An 18,268-nucleotide genomic window follows, 5' to 3' on the forward strand; every position below is an offset into this window, starting at 1 on the left:
ACGACTTTGGAGTACCTCAAAACGACTTTGAAGTACCTCGAAACGACTTTGGAGTACCTCAAAACGACTTTGGAGTACCTCAAAACGACTTTGGAGTACCTCAAAACGACTTTGAAGTACCTCGAAACGACTTTGAAGTACCTCAAAACGATTTCGAGGTATCTGCTTATATAGCAATATGGTTCAGTTAAGGAAGACAAGGGTTTAGGGGGAGTTGCAAAAAAATTGTAGGTTGGGAAGCCACAGCGCTCTTGCGGGTTCCCCGCGTTGTAGCAAGTGGCGTTGGAGGCTTTGCCAAAGCCAATATCCTTATATATGTTGGGTTGCGCTCCGCTCCACCCAACCTACATCTAATACATTATTTCAAGCTTGCCACGCTACTACTGGCGTGGCAAGGCTAAATTTGTGCATTAGCAAACTCTTGTGGGATGGGCTTCTAGCCCGTCCTAATTGGCGGGCAAGATGCCCGCCCCACAAGAAAATTTATTGCAACATTTTAGTCTTGCCACGCCACTACACATTTCTATTTTTGAGGCAAAACCTATGCAGTATTGCAACCCTACTCAACCCTATTTAGCAGCGAAGTAGGCTTCTAATGCCTCAGAACCACCAATTAATTTACCATCGATAAATACTTGGGGAACTGTTGTTGCACCCGCAACTGCTTTTAGCGATCGCGTGGTGATATCCTTGCCCAAGGTAATTTCTTCGTAATTGATGCCATGTTCCTTGAGCATTGCCTTAGCACGGGCACAGTAAGGACAACCCACTTTCGCAAACAGGGAAACTACTTCGGGCTTAACTGCTTGGGGATTGATATATCTGAGCATTGTCTCAGCATCGGACACCTTAAAGGGATCTCCTGGCTCCTCTGGTTCAATAAACATCTGGTTAATTACACCATCTCTCACCAGCATAGAATAACGCCACGATCGCTTCCCAAACCCCAGGTCTGATTTATCTACTAATAAACCCATCCCTTCAGTAAATTCCCCATTTCCATCAGGAATTAGTGTGATATTTTCTACTTCTTGATCCTTTGCCCATTCGTTCATCACAAAGGCATCATTAACAGAAATACAGATAATGTCATCGACACCATTCTGTTTGAAAATTGGAGCTAATTCGTTGTAGCCAGGAAGATGAGTAGATGAACAAGTCGGAGTATAAGCACCTGGTAAAGAGAAGACAACTACTGTCTTATTAGCAAATAGCTGATCGGTTGTCACATCCACCCACTGGTCGTTCTTGCGAGTATGAAAAGTGACATTGGGTACTCTTTGTCCTCGATGATTGGGTAACATAATTTTGCTTGCCTTTAGTAATCAATTCCAGTCATAACCTATCATGGGAGAACTGGTACAATGTAACTATCAATCGTCTAAGAAACTTCATTAATGAAGGTCGCGATCGCTCCTACAAATTCAGTGGTTGATTCATAGGGTAAAACATTACGTCCGTTTATTTTTATACCTCTATTTTTAGGGAAACAAGCAAGATAATGAGCCAAGCGTTCATCTGGCGTTTCTTTTTTATTGTCTTGGCTAATACTCGATGCAGTTTCGCCCATAACTATTAATGTTGGTTGATGAATAGAGGCTATAAAACTAGTATAATCATCTCGCCAAAACCCTGCTAAAAAAGAAAACACTGCATGGCGGCTTGCAGGATTTTCTGCACCTGCAAGCAATGTATTTAACCACTCTGCATCCACAGCATTTTCAGAAGCAAAGAGTTGGCGAATCGAGAAAGAACGTAAAAATTTTGGAGTGCGTGCATAGCGATAAAAAGCACTGCCAAAAGGCGAATCTAATACATTCCAAAGAAATTTTTCCTGCCATTTTGGTGGTTTATTTGTCATCAAAGCCCACGTTGGCGGCCCAGAAAGTACCAATCCGGCAATTAAATTTGATTCCTTTTGGACTAATTGAATAGCAACTGGCAATAAAGCGCCTTGCACTACAACAATAACAGGTTTTTGGACTACTGTTTGTAAAAAAAACTGCAACTGTTCTGCCCAATCACTAGGAGTGTAAGCTATACGGGGCATATCACTTTCACCACATCCTAGTAAATCAGGGTTATAAATTGAATTACGCTGACCTGTACTATACCACTCGCGACAAAATCGTTGCCAAAATCGCCGCGACAATCCCACACCAATCGGATGAATTAATAGTAAGGGAATGCCCTCAGATGTTGTATTAATTGGTTGATGTACTTCGTAGGCACAACGATAATTCTGCCAACTGTAAAACTGGCTAGGAGATGCTGTCAAATTAGTTGTGTTAGCTACAGCAGATGGTTGCATAATTCCTAGTTTTTAATACGTACTAAAAAATCATCTGTGGATGAATCAATTCGTATCCAGCTTCTTTGAGCTTTTCATTCGACACCCAAGCATTATAGGGACGAGTACTCTTGATAGATGTATCCCATTCTACTTTGGGTAAATTATGTTTTTCAAATAAGCTATCTAGCAAGTCTCGACTGGTGAGATGTGCATCATCTACCAGATTGTAAATTCCTTGCAAACGACGGTGACGGGCAAATTCTATCGCACTAACAATATCATCTAGATGAACCCAATTTGTGATATCCTCACCATTGCCCGGACGGGTTGTACCAGAATAGCTACCAAATATTTTCAACAGTTCTCTACCAGTTCCATAGATTCCTCCTAAGCGGAATATACAAACACGGAGATTTTCGCTAGATGCCGATAGCAACACCTCTTCTGTTTTGCAGAGGATTTGGGCATTTAAATTAGCGGGTGCAAGCGGTGTTTCTTCATCTACCCATACACCATTCCTGTCACCATATACGGCATAACTACCTGTGTATATTAACTGTTTTACACTCTTAATCTGCTGTAAGCACGAAACTAAAGTTTGGGCAGTTTGTAGATAAGTTTTTTCATAAACTTCCCTATTTTTTGCCCCAACACTTAAAAGTACAACATCTTGATTGTGCAAAACTGATTTTAGACCATCTATGTCATTACCACTGGTAACTACAACTCTTTGAGATACTGATTGTAGGGCGGGGACACGCTCAGGAGAAGTTGTGGTTACACTAACAGCAAAATTCATATCTTGCTGCCAATATTGAGCAACTTTATAACCAACATAACCACAACCAATGATTGCAACGTTCATGACAAATTAGACACAAATAAATTAAACTACTCATTGAGCCGATTTTCTCAATTAACTGTCTGGAAGTAAATAATTTTAACAGTCCAGAGCTAACAGTCAATAGTACAAAAATTTTGATTTAGTGACAAATGACAAATGACAAATGACTATTTCGCTAATTCTTTCTCAATTATGGCAATTATTTCTGGTGAATTTGGCTGGACACTACTATTAAATCGAGCTACCACTTCACCTTGCTTATTAACTAAAAATTTTTCAAAGTTCCAAGCAACAGCTCCCGTTGGCTCAACAGCTTTAGTAAGTCGCTCATAAAGTGGATGCTGCTGTGAACCTTTGGCATGAACTTTATCAAATAGTTCAAAGGTAACACCATATTTACTCGTGCAGAATTGCACAATTTCTTCATTGCTTCCTGGTTCTTGCGCACCAAAATCGTTACAAGGAAACCCTAAAATACGTAAACCTGCTTCTCCATACTTTTGGTTCAACTTTTCTAACCCCTCGTATTGAGAAGTATAACCGCAGAAGGAAGCCACATTTACAATTAAGAGTACCTTATCGGTGTAGTCGTTTAATTGCTTATCTTCACCGTTGATGGTCTGGACTGCAATATCCGAAATTGTGTTATTCATCTGAAATCTGATTGATAGGGAATATTGCCAAGTTTCCCATATTACAGGTACTCTAAACTCGGTTTCTTTAAGGAAATTAGGTTTGTTAGACTTGTTGTAACAATTCTATGTGAGTCGTGTAGTTGCAAAACCCTGTATCTTGGATAAATAGCTCGGTAAAGCTACTGTTTCAGCATAAATACGTTAAATTTACGTTGCTTTTAATACTAAGTTTTGAGTGCAGCGATGAATCGATCTAGGTTGAAACTCACAAAGAATTGACTCTTTGTATCAAAAGTTAACAACATCCTGAATTCTCCAATTTATGATTTTGGAAAATAGGTAGCTAGAAAGAATATAGTTACTTTTTTGTTGGATCATGAATTATATTTCATCACAAAAACCAAAAAACTGTATCATAAAATACAGTTTTTTGGTTTTGATAGTGAATAGAGCTAAAAATCACATTGTTAGCTTAAAAGAGCCATTTTAGGGTAGTTCTTTCTACCTGATTTTTTATTGGCATTATTCAAGACAATTTTGGGCGCTTTCTCAGTCAACTTTTTTCAAACATTAAAGATTAAGTGAAGAAGACTTGACTCTTTCCGAAAATAGATCGTAAATTTCTTACGAAGAACTATAAAAAATATTTACAGATGTGCCAATAATTTTTTAAACTCCTACTAAGGTTATTTGAGTTTATGGTTTTTCAACAAGTTGTCTAAAGGAAAAACATCAAAACCCATTGGATCTAATTTCGGACAGAATTTTTTTCTGTTTAACCTGCTTTTTACCTTTTTTAAGAATGGTTTGGAGGATGGTGCTCAAATTCATGTACAAACAAAAATCGAAAACAAAAAATAGGCATTTGTCTGCAAAAAGTTACGTTATCAATTCACAATCCAACTTTAAAGTCAAGCTATTTAATTTGATTAAGCGACTTTCTCCCAGTTGGCAAGCTTGTTTACCTATCGCTTGTCTGATTGTGTTGGGTTGGGGTTATGCCGCAGTTGCCCAAACTCCAGCCGCAGCGCCAACGACAGCAGAACTCAAAATTGCTATTGACACATTGTGGGTAGCGATCGCTGCTTTTTTAGTATTCTTCATGAACGCTGGTTTTTGTATGTTAGAAACTGGCTTCTGTCGCCAGAAAAATGCTGTCAATGTTCTTTCCAAAAACTTGATTGTATTTGCTCTGTCTACCGTTGCCTTTTGGTCAATCGGTTTTGCCTTAATGTTCGGTGATGGCAATGACTTCATTGGATTGAATGGGTTTTTCTTAAAAGGAGTAGATAACAGTCCCGCCACAGCAGACGCTTATAAAGGTGTCTTCAGTGCCATTAATTGGGCTGGTGTACCTTTAGCAGCCAAGTTTTTATTCCAGCTAGTATTTGCTGGAACAGCAGCAACAATCGTTTCTGGTGCAGTCGCCGAACGGATTAAGTTTGTTAACTTCCTAATTTTTAGCCTCTTACTTGTAGGTATTGCCTATCCCATTACCGGACATTGGATTTGGGGTGGTGGTTGGCTAGCAGATAGAGGCTTTTGGGATTTTGCTGGTTCCACGGTGGTTCACTCTGTAGGTGGCTGGGCAGCTTTGATGGGAGCAGCATTTCTTGGCCCCCGTTTTGGAAAATATCAAAACAAGCAAGTTGTAGCAATGCCCGGTCACAACATGAGTATTGCTACTTTGGGCTGTTTGATTTTGTGGTTGGGCTGGTTTGGTTTCAACCCCGGTTCTGTCATGGCTGCCGATCCTGGTGCGATCGCTCATATTGCTCTAACTACTAACATGGCTGCTGCTGGCGGTGGAATTGCCGCCACCATCACAGCTTGGTTGTACTTAGGTAAACCAGACCTCTCAATGATTATCAATGGTATTTTGGCTGGTTTAGTTGGGATTACAGCATCTTGTGCTTACGTAGGTGTCGCTAGTTCTTTAGTAATTGGCTTCATTGCTGGGGTACTGGTAGTTTTCTCTGTAACATTCTTTGACAAACTTGGCATTGATGACCCAGTGGGAGCTACCTCAGTTCACTTAGTTTGTGGTATCTGGGGAACTCTAGCAGTTGGTCTATGGTCTGTTGGCCCTGGTGTTTTTACCTGGTATACACGTGGGCCAGAAAAAGGTTTATTTTCCGGTGGTGGCTTTGGACAGTTTGGCGTTCAGTTGCTAGGCGTTGCCTCAGTAGGTGGCTTTACTGTTTTACTCAGTAGTATTTTTTGGTTGGCACTAAAAGCTACTTTAGGTATTAGAGTATCTAAAGAAGAGGAATTAGAAGGTTTGGATATTGGCGAACACGGTATGGAAGCCTATAGTGGATTTCTTAAAGAAGGTGATGCAACGGTATTTTCTGATGAACAAAGTTCAATTGGGAAATATTAGGGAAAATATTTCTTTAGCTCACCCTCTGGCATATTCTTAATTTGAGCTACCAATACACCATTAGTTGATTGAACTGATTTTGCAAAATTCTCTACCCAAGCGAGGGAAAGTAGGGAGTATAAAACCTCCTGCCCTCTGCCTCCTGCTTGATTGTTGAGTTTCGACTAAGCTCAACTGCCGCGTAGTCGAAACACTGCCTCCTGTCCTCTGCCTGCTTCAATAATTTAGCGATCGCATTTTACCTTGTAAAAATTTTATGCTTAAAGGCTTAAGAGTTAGTCTGCTGCTATTGGCAGTTATGGGAAATTTGGCATGGTCATTTAGTGCCAAAGCAAATTTTAACGGCAAACTCACCGTGGAAATTGATGGCTTGAAGAATGAACAAGGACAAGTATGTGCCAGTATATTTGCTAGCAGTGAAGGATTTCCTAGCGATGGCGATCGCGGCTTACAAAAGCAGTGTACCAAGATTACTGAAAATCCTTTACCACTTACCTTTAATAACTTGAAAGCAGGTAGTTACGCCGTTGCTGTCTTCCACGATCAAAATAATGACCGCACTCTCAATACCAATCTTTTTGGTATACCAAGGGAAGGTTTTGGATTTTCCAGCAACCCAGAAATTCGCACAAGAGCGCCTAAATTTAACGAAGCAGCATTTTTAGTGGCAGGGCCAGATACTAGTATCCACATCCAGTTGAAATATTTTTAAGCTGACAGCAGATTCAGCTTGGTACACTGCCAATACTTCTTGGGTTTTGGGAAAAAGGAGAAGAAAAAATCTTTAATATCATGTCCGCTTGATTGCTTATTAAACCCGAAGAACCCCACCCCGCCAAAGCTACGCCTTGTCTCCCCTCCCGAAGAGCGGGGAGGGGTTGGGGGTGGGGTGTAATGACTGTGGTTAGCATAACTAATTATGCGGACATGATATAACCCAAACCCAGTAAACTTTTCCAAAATCCAATTCTTAATTAAAAATGCACAAAGCCAGAAGTATTGGGTACACTACCAATCTCTATTGTTGTGAATCATTATCAGAATCTTCCTGTAGACTCTGTTGCTTTGGCAAGTCACGTATTTGTATTCGATTCATCTGAGTCAAAGCATATCGTGCTGTTGCTTGCACATCGGCATCTGGGTCTTCTAGCGCATGGTGCAACATCTGAGTCATTTGACCCATCATGTCATAAACGCGCGTCAGGTCACGGATCGCATTTTGCCGCACTTGTGGACTTTCATCTTGAATTGAAATTGCTAAAGCACGGTTCATTGGTTTGAGTGTGCGGATGCCAATTTCTGACAAAGCTGCCAAAATTAAGCTGCTTTCTTGAGAATCAGCATCAATTATCAGGTCAACCAGATGTTGAATTGCCCGCGAATCTCCCTGCTGACCCAAATTCCAAATAGCCTTGCGCCGCTTCGTTGGGTCAGAACTACGCAAATCTTGAATTAATTCCTCAACGATATTAAGTTTAGCAAGACGGGAAGTTTTTTCTGGTAACAGTAATTCTGTGGAAAATGTTGGTGGTGGAGGAGGTGTTTGTAGAATAGTGACAGTCTCCAGTAAAGGTGGTGTAATCGGTTCTTTGTTAGCTTCACTCAAGCTTTTAGGCTCTGATATTTCGGACTTTTGCACTTGCTTGGCCTTTTGAAACGACCTCAGCAGATAAAAAAGTGCGCCACTACATCCTAAAACTCCAATGGCCAATAGTAACCACCAGACAAAACCTCTCTCAGGTGCTTTGGGATTTGCCGAAGTCGGAGCAATAGAGGTAACTATTGAAGAGGTAACTTTTGGAGGAGTAACTATTGGAGAGGTGAAAAACTGCTTTTTCGCTGCCAAAGCTGCTTGCAGTTTCTCCTGAGTCGCCGGGCCAGCAATCCCATCTAATTTTAAACCCTTTAGTTTCTGGAATTTAGCTACAGCGATTTCTGTACTGGCGTTATACTGTCCATCTACCACGCCCCTGTAGTACCCCAACTGCTTTAATTGGGTTTGTAGTCTCTGCACATCTGATTTTCGACTACCATATCTCAAAACAGCCGGACTAGCAGTAACTGTCGAACTAGCTTGTGCAAGTTCTAAAATTTCAGGCGCTAGGTTAGGTGTAGCTGCACTTGAGCGATTTGGGTAAAAACCCACGCAAGAAAAACAGGTAAATATCAGAATTGAGGAACGGCATAGCCTCATATTGCAAGTTCCAGCCTGAACGTGCTTTTTAAATCTTCGATACCACAATAGCTTCTAGACGACCAAATGTTAACTGTCATTTTTAATTGGGAATTGGGAATTGGGAAAAAAGAGTCAGAAGGCAGTGTTTCGACTACGCGGCAGTTGAGCGTAGTCGAAACTCAACAACCAGGCAGAAGTTCTTTAATTTTAAATTTTAAATTTTGTTAGCGCAGCGTTAGCGAGTCTGCGTTCGCGCAGCGTCTCGTAGAGAGCGTCATTTTTAATTGATTTCTCCCTCATCCCTTACTTAATTACTAATTAAGAATTATTTTAACAAGTTAGGGTAAAATTTCTGGTTCCGATTCTCTAACTGCTAGGCTGATGGGGTTCAATTTGTTAGCAGATGCTTCTAAAACTGGTTGCTGTATATTAGCTATCTCGCCGACAGTAACTTTGTCGTTTTGTCCTCCTAAAGTATCACGTTGGTTGATGAGATAGATGCTGATTAAAGTGAGAAATACTCCTACCCACTGCAACGGACTGAGGACTTCTGAGAGGAAAAGATTGCCGAATAGTAGCGCAAAGACGGGTGTTAGGAAGGTGAGAGAACTAAGACTCGTGAGACTGCCACTAGAAGCAAAGTAGAAGAATAACCCATAAGCGATCGCGCTGCCAAATACGGTAGCATAACCCAAGGCCATGAAATCAGATCCTCCCAGATTTTCCCACTGCTGAGATTCAACAACTGATGAAATTCCCCATAGTGGCAATCCGCCCAAAATCATGTGCCATCCTGTAGCGCTTACAGGGTCAGCATGTCGGCACACAAATCGAATCAACACTGTTCCCACTGCCATTGATAGTGCTGCTAACAGCATTAACCACTCGCCACTAGCAAATAAATCTTGCCAGTTGCCGATTGTCATATTTGCGCCTGAGTCGAGAAAATGTAAAATCCACTCATCAGGTAAGCCAATTAAAGTAATGCCTGTGACTCCCAAGCCTAGCCCCAGCCATCCCCAAAAACCAATCTGTTCTTGGAATAGCCACAACGACAGCAAGGCAACAGCCAAGGGTTGCGAGTCAATCATCACAGACCCCAACCCTGCACTAGTTCTGACTAATCCCTCTGCCAAAAAACCTTGAAACAGCGTCCCATCTACTAGGGCAAATAAGGCAATCCACAGCCATGCAGCCCAACCCTTCGGCTGGGGTTTACCCATGAATGCTGCTGCAATCAGAATTAACATCCCTGCTGGTATCAGACGCACACCTGCCATGAATAGCGGTGTGGTATGGGGTATCACTCCTTTCATGGCTACCATTGCCGTCCCCCATAGGAAAAAGGGGGCGATTAACAACAGGGGGGCGAAGGGAAGTCGAGATGCACTGAGTTTCAGTTGCATGGGTTTGCTGATGCCTTTGTTTAACAAGCGCAAAAATTGCTTTACCCAATTTTACCGAATTATGTAGTTTTGCGATCGCCTTTGCTGGGTGTTTTGCACCATCGCGTAGCGTTTTGGAGACGGTAAAACTCTCCAGCCTGAGCCTACGCAAGGCGGAAGTCAAAAGTCAAAAGAATTATATTCTGAGCTTTTTGCGCCGTTTGAAATGGTGAACCAGCGCTGCGGGAGGGTTTCCCTCCGCAGGCGACTGGTGTTAGCGTAGCGTTAGCGACGCAGGAGCGTCACCCGAAGGGTATGTTTATTTACGCCATGCTGTAGTAGTGCGATCGCTTGTACCAGAAATACGCTGTAAATCGTTTTTTAGCTTAATTGACTGCGAAACTTACTAACACTAATAGTTAATAAAACAACAGCAAAAGCGACTAAAGCCAAAACATTCATCCACAGTACATCTAAGCCAACACCTTTGAGCAAAATACCTCGAACGATCGCAATGTAATGGCGCAGGGGATTAAGTAGGGATAAAAGTTGAAACAAAGGTGGCATGGCTTCAATGGGTGCGATCGCTCCAGAAGTTTGTACCATTGGTAAATTAATAAAGAAAGCTGTCAAAACTACCTGTTGTTGCGAACTATTCACAGTAGCTAACAAAATACCCAAGCTAATCCCGACAAATACATACATACTTGATAGAGCCAAAAATAGCAGAAAACTACCTCGAAATGGTACATGAAATATTACTGTTGCTAAAGTGATAGCTAATAAAACATCTCCCATTAATAAAAATGCTAAAGGGACGATTTTTGATAGTAATATTTGCCAGTTAGCAGCCGGAGTCATTAATAATTGTTCTAAAGTTCCGGTATCTTTTTCCCGAACAACTGTAATTGCTGATACTAATGTGCCAATTAATGTTAAAACTAAACCCATAACTCCTGGGACAAAAAACCAACTACTTGTCAGTCCAGGATTGTAAAGGAATACAACTTCAGGTGAAACTGGGGGACTTGCTTGACCTTGGGCTAATTGCAGATTATATTGCTGGATGATTTGATTCATATAATTTCCGGCAATTCCGGCTGTATTCGCATTTACTGCATCAATAAATACTTGAATTTCTGCTGATTTTTGTGCCAGTTGACGCGAAAAATTAGGAGGAATTACTACCCCGACATCTAGCTTTCCTTCTTCTACCTGACGACTCAATGCTTTTTCACTGCTTGGTACAGATTCTAAGGTGAAAATTCGATTTGATGTCATGGCTGAAACTAATTCTCGACTAGCGCTGACGTTGGCATAGTCAATGATACCTAATCGTAAGTTATGAACGTCGGGATTGAGGATAAAACCATACAACAATAATTGGACTGTTGGCGGGACAACTAATAAAACAATTAATTGCTTATTGCGGAGAATTTGATTAATCTCTTTCCGCACTAATGCCCAAAATGAACTATCAAATAATCGCTGAATAAGTTTCATAAAGTTACTTTTTATCAAACCATAGAGAAGACAGAGAGATTAATTTGGTAATTGCATTCGGCTTAAAACTCGGCGTGATACGTTGAAAAACACTAATCCCAAAGCTGCAAGCATGAGTAAATCAAACCAAACTCCGCCAAATCCCGTACCACGCACGAAGGCATCACGAGTGATATCGATGTAATAACGCGCCGGAATTATGTTAGGTAGTAGTGATAAAGGGAAAGGAATATTGTTGAGGGGATAAATAAAACCTGAAAGTAATAATGATGTGATAAAACCTACGAGGGAAACGCCTTGTACAGCAGCATTTTGGTTACTACTACGGACTCCTAAAAGTAATCCAAAAAAAACGCTATCTGTCAGAAATAATAAAGTGCCAACTACTAATGTTATGGGGTTGCTAACTATACCGACTTGGAAAATAATTGAGCCTAATACCATAACTACTAATGTTTCAAGGATGGCAATTAATAGATATGCTAATCCTTTACCAAGTAAAAGTTCAGTGCCACTAATACTAGAAGCGTAGACTTGTAAAATTGTCCCTTTTTCCTTTTCCCGTACCATTGCGATCGCAGAGAGCAATGAAGGAAAAATCCACAGTATAACTCCGTAAGTTCCTGGCACAATATACAGCGATTCTAATCTCCCAGGATTAAACCATAGACGCGTTCGTGCTGTAATGCTATTAGTAGCAGGTAGCAGTCCATGCTCTTGCATAAAAAAGTTCGTCACTCTTTGAATGTTATTTCTAATTACACGAGCATTATTAACATCAGTGGCATCGATCAATACTTGTACATTTGTACTTCTATCTGCTTGAATATCACGGCTAAATTCCGGCGGAATAATTACTGCGACTTTAGCAATTCCTTTATCTATAGCATCGCGTGTAGGATTGCCACCAGACCATTGTTTTGGCACAAATTGATTGGTGGCATACAATCTTTCAATATAGCTATTACTTAGGTTTGTGCGGTTAAAATCTTGCACAATTAAAGGAATATCTTTACTCTCTAATCTAATAGCAAATCCAAAAACTATTAAGGTAATGAATGGCAATAAAAATGCTAGTGCCAACGTCAGGCGATCGCGGCGAAATTGAGCTATTTCTTTTACACATTGAGCAAGAATTCGTTTCATATAGTTTCATATATATTAAATATTACTTTGGCTAAAATCATAGTGTTTTTAAACGCCAAGAAGTTTGAAGTATAATTTTATTACAGAGTTTTTCTATTTTGGCGATCGCTGTACTATACCAATAAAGGCATCTTCTAATGAAAAAGGAATCGGACGTAAAGAATTGATGGTAATTTGATTAGCTTTTAAAAGTTGAGTGAGTTGATTTATTTCCTGTTCGGGACAATCGAGAACAACGTGTAAACTATCAGCGAAAATCGAGACGCGCCAAGACTCAAAGTGTTGTTTTAGTATTTTAGAAGCTACTTGATTTTGATTAACAATAATTTCTATTAGTTGTCCCGGTTGCGAGGCTTTGACAGAACTGGGTGAACCTTCGGCGACGGTTTCTCCTGCAACCATAAAACTCATCCGGTTGCACTGTTCAGCTTCTTCTAGATAGTGCGTTGTCACTAATATGGCTGTACCGTTGCGGGCGAAGTCATTAATCAGTTTCCAAAACTGGCGACGCGCCAACGGATCTACTCCCGATGTTGGTTCGTCTAAAAATAAAATATCTGGTTCGTGCATCACGCAAGCACCGAAAGCAACTCGCTGTTTCCAACCACCTGGTAGCTGCCCTGTAATCATATTTGCTTGTCCTTCTAAGCCACAGGTAGCAATTACCCAATCAATTTTTTCCCGTCGAAGTTTGCGAGGTACGCCATAAACTCCGCTATAAAATTCAAGATTTTGCAGAATAGTTAAATCGTCGTAAAGAGTGAATTTTTGACTCATGTAACCAATGCGTCGCCGTAAGTCTGCACTACGCAGATTTCCTGTCTCACCACCCAAAGAAATTTCACCGCCGCTTGCTTCTAGTAATCCACACAGCATCTTAATGGTGGTAGTTTTGCCAGCACCATTAGCACCTAACAACCCAAAAATTTCCCCATAGCGAACTTCGACGTTGACATCTTTAACAGCTTGGAACTTGCCAAAAACCCGGCTGAGATTGCGAGCATATATAGCCAGTGAAGACGCAAATAAAGCATTTGTCTCCTTGTCCCCTTGTCCCCTTGTCCCCTTGTCCCCTTGTCCCCTCTTCCGATAACGGGGAAACGGGAAAAATTGCGGCGCGGAACCTTGTTGTCGCAGGCGCGTGACAAAGACGTTTTCTAATGTGGGTTCGCCATGTTCGATACTGGGAGAAGGTAAGCGATGTTGTTGCAGTAGTTCGCGGACTTGGGTTTCGCCAGAATTTATATCTTCAACAAGGACATCCAAGCGATCGCCAAAAGTTTGCACATCTACTATATTTGTCTGAGTAGCCTGGGAGAGTATTTCTTCTGTAGCTTCCAGGTTGGCTGTTCGCACTTCTAAGCGATGCAAGCCTAAGTTAGCCCGTAACTCTTTAGGTGTACCAATTTCATGAATTTGCCCACTGTACATCAAAGCCACGCGGTGACAGCGTTCAGCTTCATCTAAATATGGTGTCGCAACTACAATTGTCATCCCCTCGGCTGATAATTCCCCCAGCACATCCCAAAACTCCCGCCGAGAAACTGGATCGACACCTGTGGTAGGTTCATCTAGTAACAATACTTCTGGTTGCGAAACCAAAGCGCAGCACAGGGCCAGTTTTTGTTTCATCCCACCAGAAAGTTGTCCCACTAAGCGATCGCCAAATCGCTCTAAATTCATTAATTTTAAATATTTATTGCGGCGTTCCCTTAATAAATCATCTGCTACTTGCCGCAACCCTGCTGCATAACGCAAGTTTTCATCAATACTCAAATCCAAATACAGCGAAAACTGTTGAGTAAGATAACCTGTAATTAATCGGGCATCTCGTGCAGGTTGATTAAATATTTGCACCTCCCCCGCCGTTGCTTCCATCACACCGCCCAAAATGTGAAATGTACTAGTTTTCCCCGCACCATCAGGGCCAATTAGTCCAAACATTTCACCTTTGTAGACATTCAAATCAATTCCTCGCACAGCAGCTAAGTTTCCATAGTGCTTGTGCAAACCGCGAACTTCAATTGCTGTAGTTGGCAAACTAGATGATGGAGGTAAGTTTCGAGAAAAAGTAGTAATTTGCTGTTTCATTCCCTTCTACCTCCTGCCACCGCTTGTGGACTCGCTACCACTGCGCTATCCTGCCCCCCTTGCTCCCCTGCTCCCCTGCTCCCTGCCCCCTGCTCCCCGTCCCCTGCCTTCAAACTAATTTCGGCATCTGCTGGCATCCCCATTTTGGCGCAGGGTAAATCTGATTCCCTATAAGGTTTATCGGGGTTAAAGCAACTATCAGGGTTTTGAACTTTGATCCGAATTCCTACTACTTGCCTGACTCGATCTTTTTGAAAGTAAATATTTTCTGGTGTAAATGAAGCTTGCGGATCGATGGCAATTACTTTACCTTCTAATGGTTTCTTTGGTGCAGAATCAATGAATATTTTTGTTGTTTGTCCTAAACGCACTCTGCCAATATCGCCTTCGGGAATAAAACCTCTAAAATACACTGTTTTCGGGTCAACAATTGTCAAAATATTAGTCTGACTGCTAACTATTGCACCTGGTTCGACATTACGGGCTGTCACTACTCCATCTAAAGGACTAACTACATTTAAATCTTTTTTGGAGTCTGCAATCTGGGTGAGGATTTGCTGATTTGATGCTTGGGCATCTTTCACTTTGGCACGGGCAGAGTTGACTTTTGCCTGTGCAGATTTAAGTTCAGCATAACTTTGCTGCTGCTTTCTGATTAATGCTGTTAACTGAGCGTTCCGAATATCTGGATTGAAACCTGTAGTTTTAACTTGAGTTAACGCTCCTGATGTAGCTTGTAATTGCTGGCGTTCGGCATTAACTGCTGCAACTCGTGCTTCTAGGGTTGCGATTGCAGTATCTAAAGTAGTTTGGGCTTGATCGAATTGTTGTTGATTTACCGCCCCTTCTTTTACCAATTGGGCGTAGCGATCGCGGTTGATTTTTGCTAAATTAACTTCTGCTGCTGCCTGTTTAACTTGCGCCTGTGCTTGTACTAATGTGGCTCTGGCTGCTGCGACATTTGCTTTTGCCTGCTCAATTCTTCCTTGGGTATCCCCTTGAGACTGCCGTAAATTCAGTTTGGCTTCGTTAATTTGGCTGTTAATTTCTTGAATTTCTCTGGTGACTCGCTCTACATCTGAAACTGCTTGCTGTTCATCATATCTCGCAGATGTCACTCTCGCTTGACTACCAAGTAGTTGTTGTTGCAGCAATCGATCGTCTGTGTCGTCTAATTTAATTAACTCTTGCCCCTTTTTAACTGCTGCCCCTTCCCGCACGCCAATTGTCTCAATTCTTCCAGAACGCTTGATCCCGATCTCGGTTTCATAACCCTCAATCCGTCCACTAACTTGCAGTACATTTGGTGATACTTGCGGTTGAGAGCGCCACACCGCGTAGCCAATACCACCAGCCACCAGCAGCACCCCAATCGTTAAAAGGATCGGTTTCTTGCGGTTTTGCTGCTTCGATACTGCATCTTTGAAATTTTCCGGGGATGTTGGGATAGTCTGAGTCATGATATCACCCTGGATTGTGAAAAATATTTTGTAAATTGAAAATTCTGAATTCTGTGTCATATACTAGACTGTCTAGTATGATAAGACAAGACATAAGTCAAAAAGTTTACTTTTCATGTTTATAAACCCTACTTTTCAACTAGAAAATACTTTACCTGCGATCGCTCCCAAGCAGGAGCAAATCTTGCAAGGAGCTATACAGGTATTTTTGAAGGAGGGTTACGCTAGAACAAGTATGGATCGTGTTAGTGCGGCGGCTAGAGTATCTAAGCAAACAATATACAGTCACTTTCAAGATAAAGAAGGGCTGTTTAAAGCGTTGATAGAACGGTTGACCCTCGCTTGTTTTCAAAGTATTTTTTGTACAGAAAATTTACATGGCGAACCAGCGATTTTTTTGCGTCAAATTGCTAAAATTTATTTAACCGAAGTCGCTGATAATCCCGATTATTTGGCATTATTGCGTTTGATTATCACCGAGTCACAAAACTTTCCCGAACTAGCCAAACTTTATACTCAAACCGTTGTGCTACGCGGTCGGCAAATGCTGAGTCAGTATTTCGGATCTCATCCAGAATTAGGAATCACCGACCCAGAAGCAATGGCTCAGATTTTTTTTGGTTCTTTGGTATCGTACGTGATTTTACAAGAAATGTTGTATGGAAAAGAACTTACATCTTTATCACGCGATCGCTTGCTAGATAGCTTAATCAATGCAGTCATGAGCCAGTCCCTAAATATGGTTACTCAGGGATAATGGGTGTATTTGTTTGAGATTATCAAGTGGAATCACAGGTAAAATATTATGCTTAGTCAATTACCGAATTGCATTATTAGCCCTTCGTGGTGGCAACTGATCGGATGGATTGCCGATCCGATTGGATTTCAGCAAAAGTATAGTCAAGAGTATGGAGACATTTTTTCCATGCAACTGAGTGGACTCGGTTCTTATGTAATTATTAGCCGTCCCCAAGCCATTCAAGAAATTTTCAGTCAAGATTCTAAATTTGATATTGGTCGTGGTAATAAAATTGCAGAACCTTTGATTGGGCGAAATTCTCTCATGTTAATAGATGGTGCCCGCCATCGACGAGAACGAAAATTATTAATGCCCCCTTTTCATGGAGAAAGGCTACAGACTTATGCTCAACAAATCTGCTTAATTACCGAGCAAATCGCCAGTCAATGGCAAATCGGTCAACCTTTTGTGGCTCGTTCTGCCATGCAGAAAGTTAGTCTACAAGTAATTTTACAAATTGTCTTTGGTTTAAGTGAAGGGAAACGCTATCAACTAATTTTACCTCTACTTACTAGTTGGTTGGATATGACTGATTCTCCTTTGCGCTCCAGTATGCTATTTTTCCGATTCTTACAACAAGATTGGGGAAAATGGACTCCTTGGGGGCAGATGAAAAGTAGACAAAGCCATATTTATCAGCTACTTCAAGCAGAAATTGAAGAGAAAAGAACAAAGAACAATCACCAGGGTGATGTTCTGAGCTTGATGATGGCAGCGCGGGATGAAAATGGGCAAGCAATGACCGACGATGAATTAAAAGATGAATTGCTGACAATTTTATTTGCTGGACATGAAACTACTGCAACAACGCTAGCGTGGGCTTTCTATCAAATTCATCAAAATCCAGATGTTCTCTTAAAATTGCAGCAGGAACTTGACAGCTTGGGAGAAAATCCAAACCCGATGGAAATTGCCCAACTTCCTTACTTAAGCGCAGTTTGCCAAGAAACCCTGCGGATGTATCCAGTCCTTCCAGGGCTTTTCCCACGCATTACCAAATCATCCATAAATATTGCCGGATATCAGTTTCCTCCTGATACAACTTTAATGCCAAGTATCTACCTCTTGCATTACCGGGAAGACTTATATCCTAATCCTCAACAATTTAATCCCGAACGTTTTTTAGAACGCCAGTATTCCCCTTGGGAGTTTATTCCTTTTGGTGGTGGAATTCGGCGCTGTTTAGGATATGCCTTGGCTCAGTTAGAAATTAAATTAGTCCTTGCAACAGTTTTATCCAATTATCAACTTACCTTAGTAGAAAATAAACCTATTAAACTGCAACGACGTGGATTTACCCTTGCTCCTAATGGTGGAGTTCGGATGATGGCTATTAAAAAACGATAAACTTGTTTGGGAGGAACTTGGGGTGCGAGTAGGATAAGAAAATAAAATCAAAAAAATTGGCAAAATTCAAATCACACTTTAATTAATTGGTACAGGTTTCTCCGTGGCTCACGCTTGGATTAAAAGCGGCTCATCAAATCCAAGGGCGTAACTTTCTGTACGGATGCTTACTTCACCCCGGATACAGAAGAAGGCCGCCCTAGAAA

General features: G+C 41.3%; 15 protein-coding genes. 5 read left to right on the forward strand and 10 right to left on the reverse strand.

The annotated features are described in order from the left end of the window. The coding region (locus RMZ42_RS24770) for a hypothetical protein (protein ID WP_322673905.1) at window positions 1-191 on the forward strand (191 nt) is incomplete at its 5' end. Between the two features lie 378 nt (window positions 192-569). Here RMZ42_RS24770 and RMZ42_RS24775 read toward each other — a convergent pair. The 4 genes from RMZ42_RS24775 to RMZ42_RS24790 form a co-directional block, all read right to left on the reverse strand. Further along, window positions 570-1,304, reverse strand: a complete 735-nt coding sequence (locus RMZ42_RS24775; protein ID WP_322673906.1) for a glutathione peroxidase — start codon at window positions 1,302-1,304, stop codon at window positions 570-572. Between the two features lie 77 nt (window positions 1,305-1,381). After that, window positions 1,382-2,311 (reverse strand): alpha/beta hydrolase, encoded by a 930-nt coding sequence (locus RMZ42_RS24780; protein WP_322673907.1) that lies wholly within the window; start codon window positions 2,309-2,311, stop codon window positions 1,382-1,384. A gap of 22 nt (window positions 2,312-2,333) precedes the next feature. Beyond that, complete coding sequence (locus tag RMZ42_RS24785) at window positions 2,334-3,158, reverse strand: SDR family oxidoreductase (RefSeq protein WP_322673908.1); 825 nt, start codon at window positions 3,156-3,158, stop codon at window positions 2,334-2,336. Window positions 3,159-3,304: 146 nt separating this feature from the next. Next, window positions 3,305-3,790, reverse strand: coding sequence for a glutathione peroxidase (locus tag RMZ42_RS24790; RefSeq protein ID WP_322673909.1), 486 nt, complete (start codon window positions 3,788-3,790; stop codon window positions 3,305-3,307). Between the two features lie 811 nt (window positions 3,791-4,601). On the opposite strand from RMZ42_RS24790, the gene RMZ42_RS24795 reads away from it, so the two are divergent. Both RMZ42_RS24795 and RMZ42_RS24800 read left to right on the forward strand, forming a co-directional pair. Then, window positions 4,602-6,155, forward strand: coding sequence for an ammonium transporter (locus RMZ42_RS24795; RefSeq protein WP_322673910.1), 1,554 nt, complete (start codon window positions 4,602-4,604; stop codon window positions 6,153-6,155). A gap of 256 nt (window positions 6,156-6,411) precedes the next feature. After that, the gene (locus RMZ42_RS24800) at window positions 6,412-6,867 is read left to right on the forward strand and encodes a DUF2141 domain-containing protein (protein WP_322673911.1); all 456 of its coding nucleotides are present in this window, start codon (window positions 6,412-6,414) and stop codon (window positions 6,865-6,867) included. 306 nt (window positions 6,868-7,173) lie between these two features. Here RMZ42_RS24800 and RMZ42_RS24805 read toward each other — a convergent pair whose 3' ends face one another. The 6 genes from RMZ42_RS24805 to RMZ42_RS24830 form a co-directional block, all read right to left on the reverse strand. Further along, window positions 7,174-8,349, reverse strand: coding sequence for a peptidoglycan-binding protein (locus RMZ42_RS24805; protein WP_322673912.1), 1,176 nt, complete (start codon window positions 8,347-8,349; stop codon window positions 7,174-7,176). Between the two features lie 320 nt (window positions 8,350-8,669). Then, window positions 8,670-9,737 carry a DMT family transporter gene (locus tag RMZ42_RS24810; RefSeq protein WP_322673913.1) on the reverse strand — a complete coding sequence of 356 codons (1,068 nt, stop codon included), beginning with the start codon at window positions 9,735-9,737 and terminating at the stop codon, window positions 8,670-8,672. A 360-nt stretch (window positions 9,738-10,097) separates the two neighbouring features. Continuing rightward, the gene (locus RMZ42_RS24815; RefSeq protein WP_322673914.1) at window positions 10,098-11,219 is read right to left on the reverse strand and encodes an ABC transporter permease; all 1,122 of its coding nucleotides are present in this window, start codon (window positions 11,217-11,219) and stop codon (window positions 10,098-10,100) included. A 39-nt stretch (window positions 11,220-11,258) separates the two neighbouring features. Next, window positions 11,259-12,365 carry an ABC transporter permease gene (locus tag RMZ42_RS24820; protein WP_322673915.1) on the reverse strand — a complete coding sequence of 369 codons (1,107 nt, stop codon included), beginning with the start codon at window positions 12,363-12,365 and terminating at the stop codon, window positions 11,259-11,261. A gap of 93 nt (window positions 12,366-12,458) precedes the next feature. Further along, window positions 12,459-14,456 carry an ATP-binding cassette domain-containing protein gene (locus RMZ42_RS24825; protein ID WP_322673916.1) on the reverse strand — a complete coding sequence of 666 codons (1,998 nt, stop codon included), beginning with the start codon at window positions 14,454-14,456 and terminating at the stop codon, window positions 12,459-12,461. Further along, window positions 14,453-15,916 carry an HlyD family secretion protein gene (locus tag RMZ42_RS24830; protein ID WP_322673917.1) on the reverse strand — a complete coding sequence of 488 codons (1,464 nt, stop codon included), beginning with the start codon at window positions 15,914-15,916 and terminating at the stop codon, window positions 14,453-14,455. The genes RMZ42_RS24825 and RMZ42_RS24830 overlap by 4 nt, the downstream gene beginning before the upstream one ends. 115 nt (window positions 15,917-16,031) lie before the next feature. Between RMZ42_RS24830 and RMZ42_RS24835 the strand changes: the two genes are divergently transcribed. Next, window positions 16,032-16,673 carry a TetR/AcrR family transcriptional regulator gene (locus tag RMZ42_RS24835; RefSeq protein ID WP_322673918.1) on the forward strand — a complete coding sequence of 214 codons (642 nt, stop codon included), beginning with the start codon at window positions 16,032-16,034 and terminating at the stop codon, window positions 16,671-16,673. 48 nt (window positions 16,674-16,721) lie between these two features. Further along, window positions 16,722-18,062 carry a cytochrome P450 gene (locus RMZ42_RS24840; protein WP_322673919.1) on the forward strand — a complete coding sequence of 447 codons (1,341 nt, stop codon included), beginning with the start codon at window positions 16,722-16,724 and terminating at the stop codon, window positions 18,060-18,062. The last annotated feature ends 206 nt before the right edge of the window (window positions 18,063-18,268 follow it).

The organism is Nostoc sp. DedQUE05 (assembly GCF_034530955.1).
GTDB lineage: Bacteria > Cyanobacteriota > Cyanobacteriia > Cyanobacteriales > Nostocaceae > Nostoc.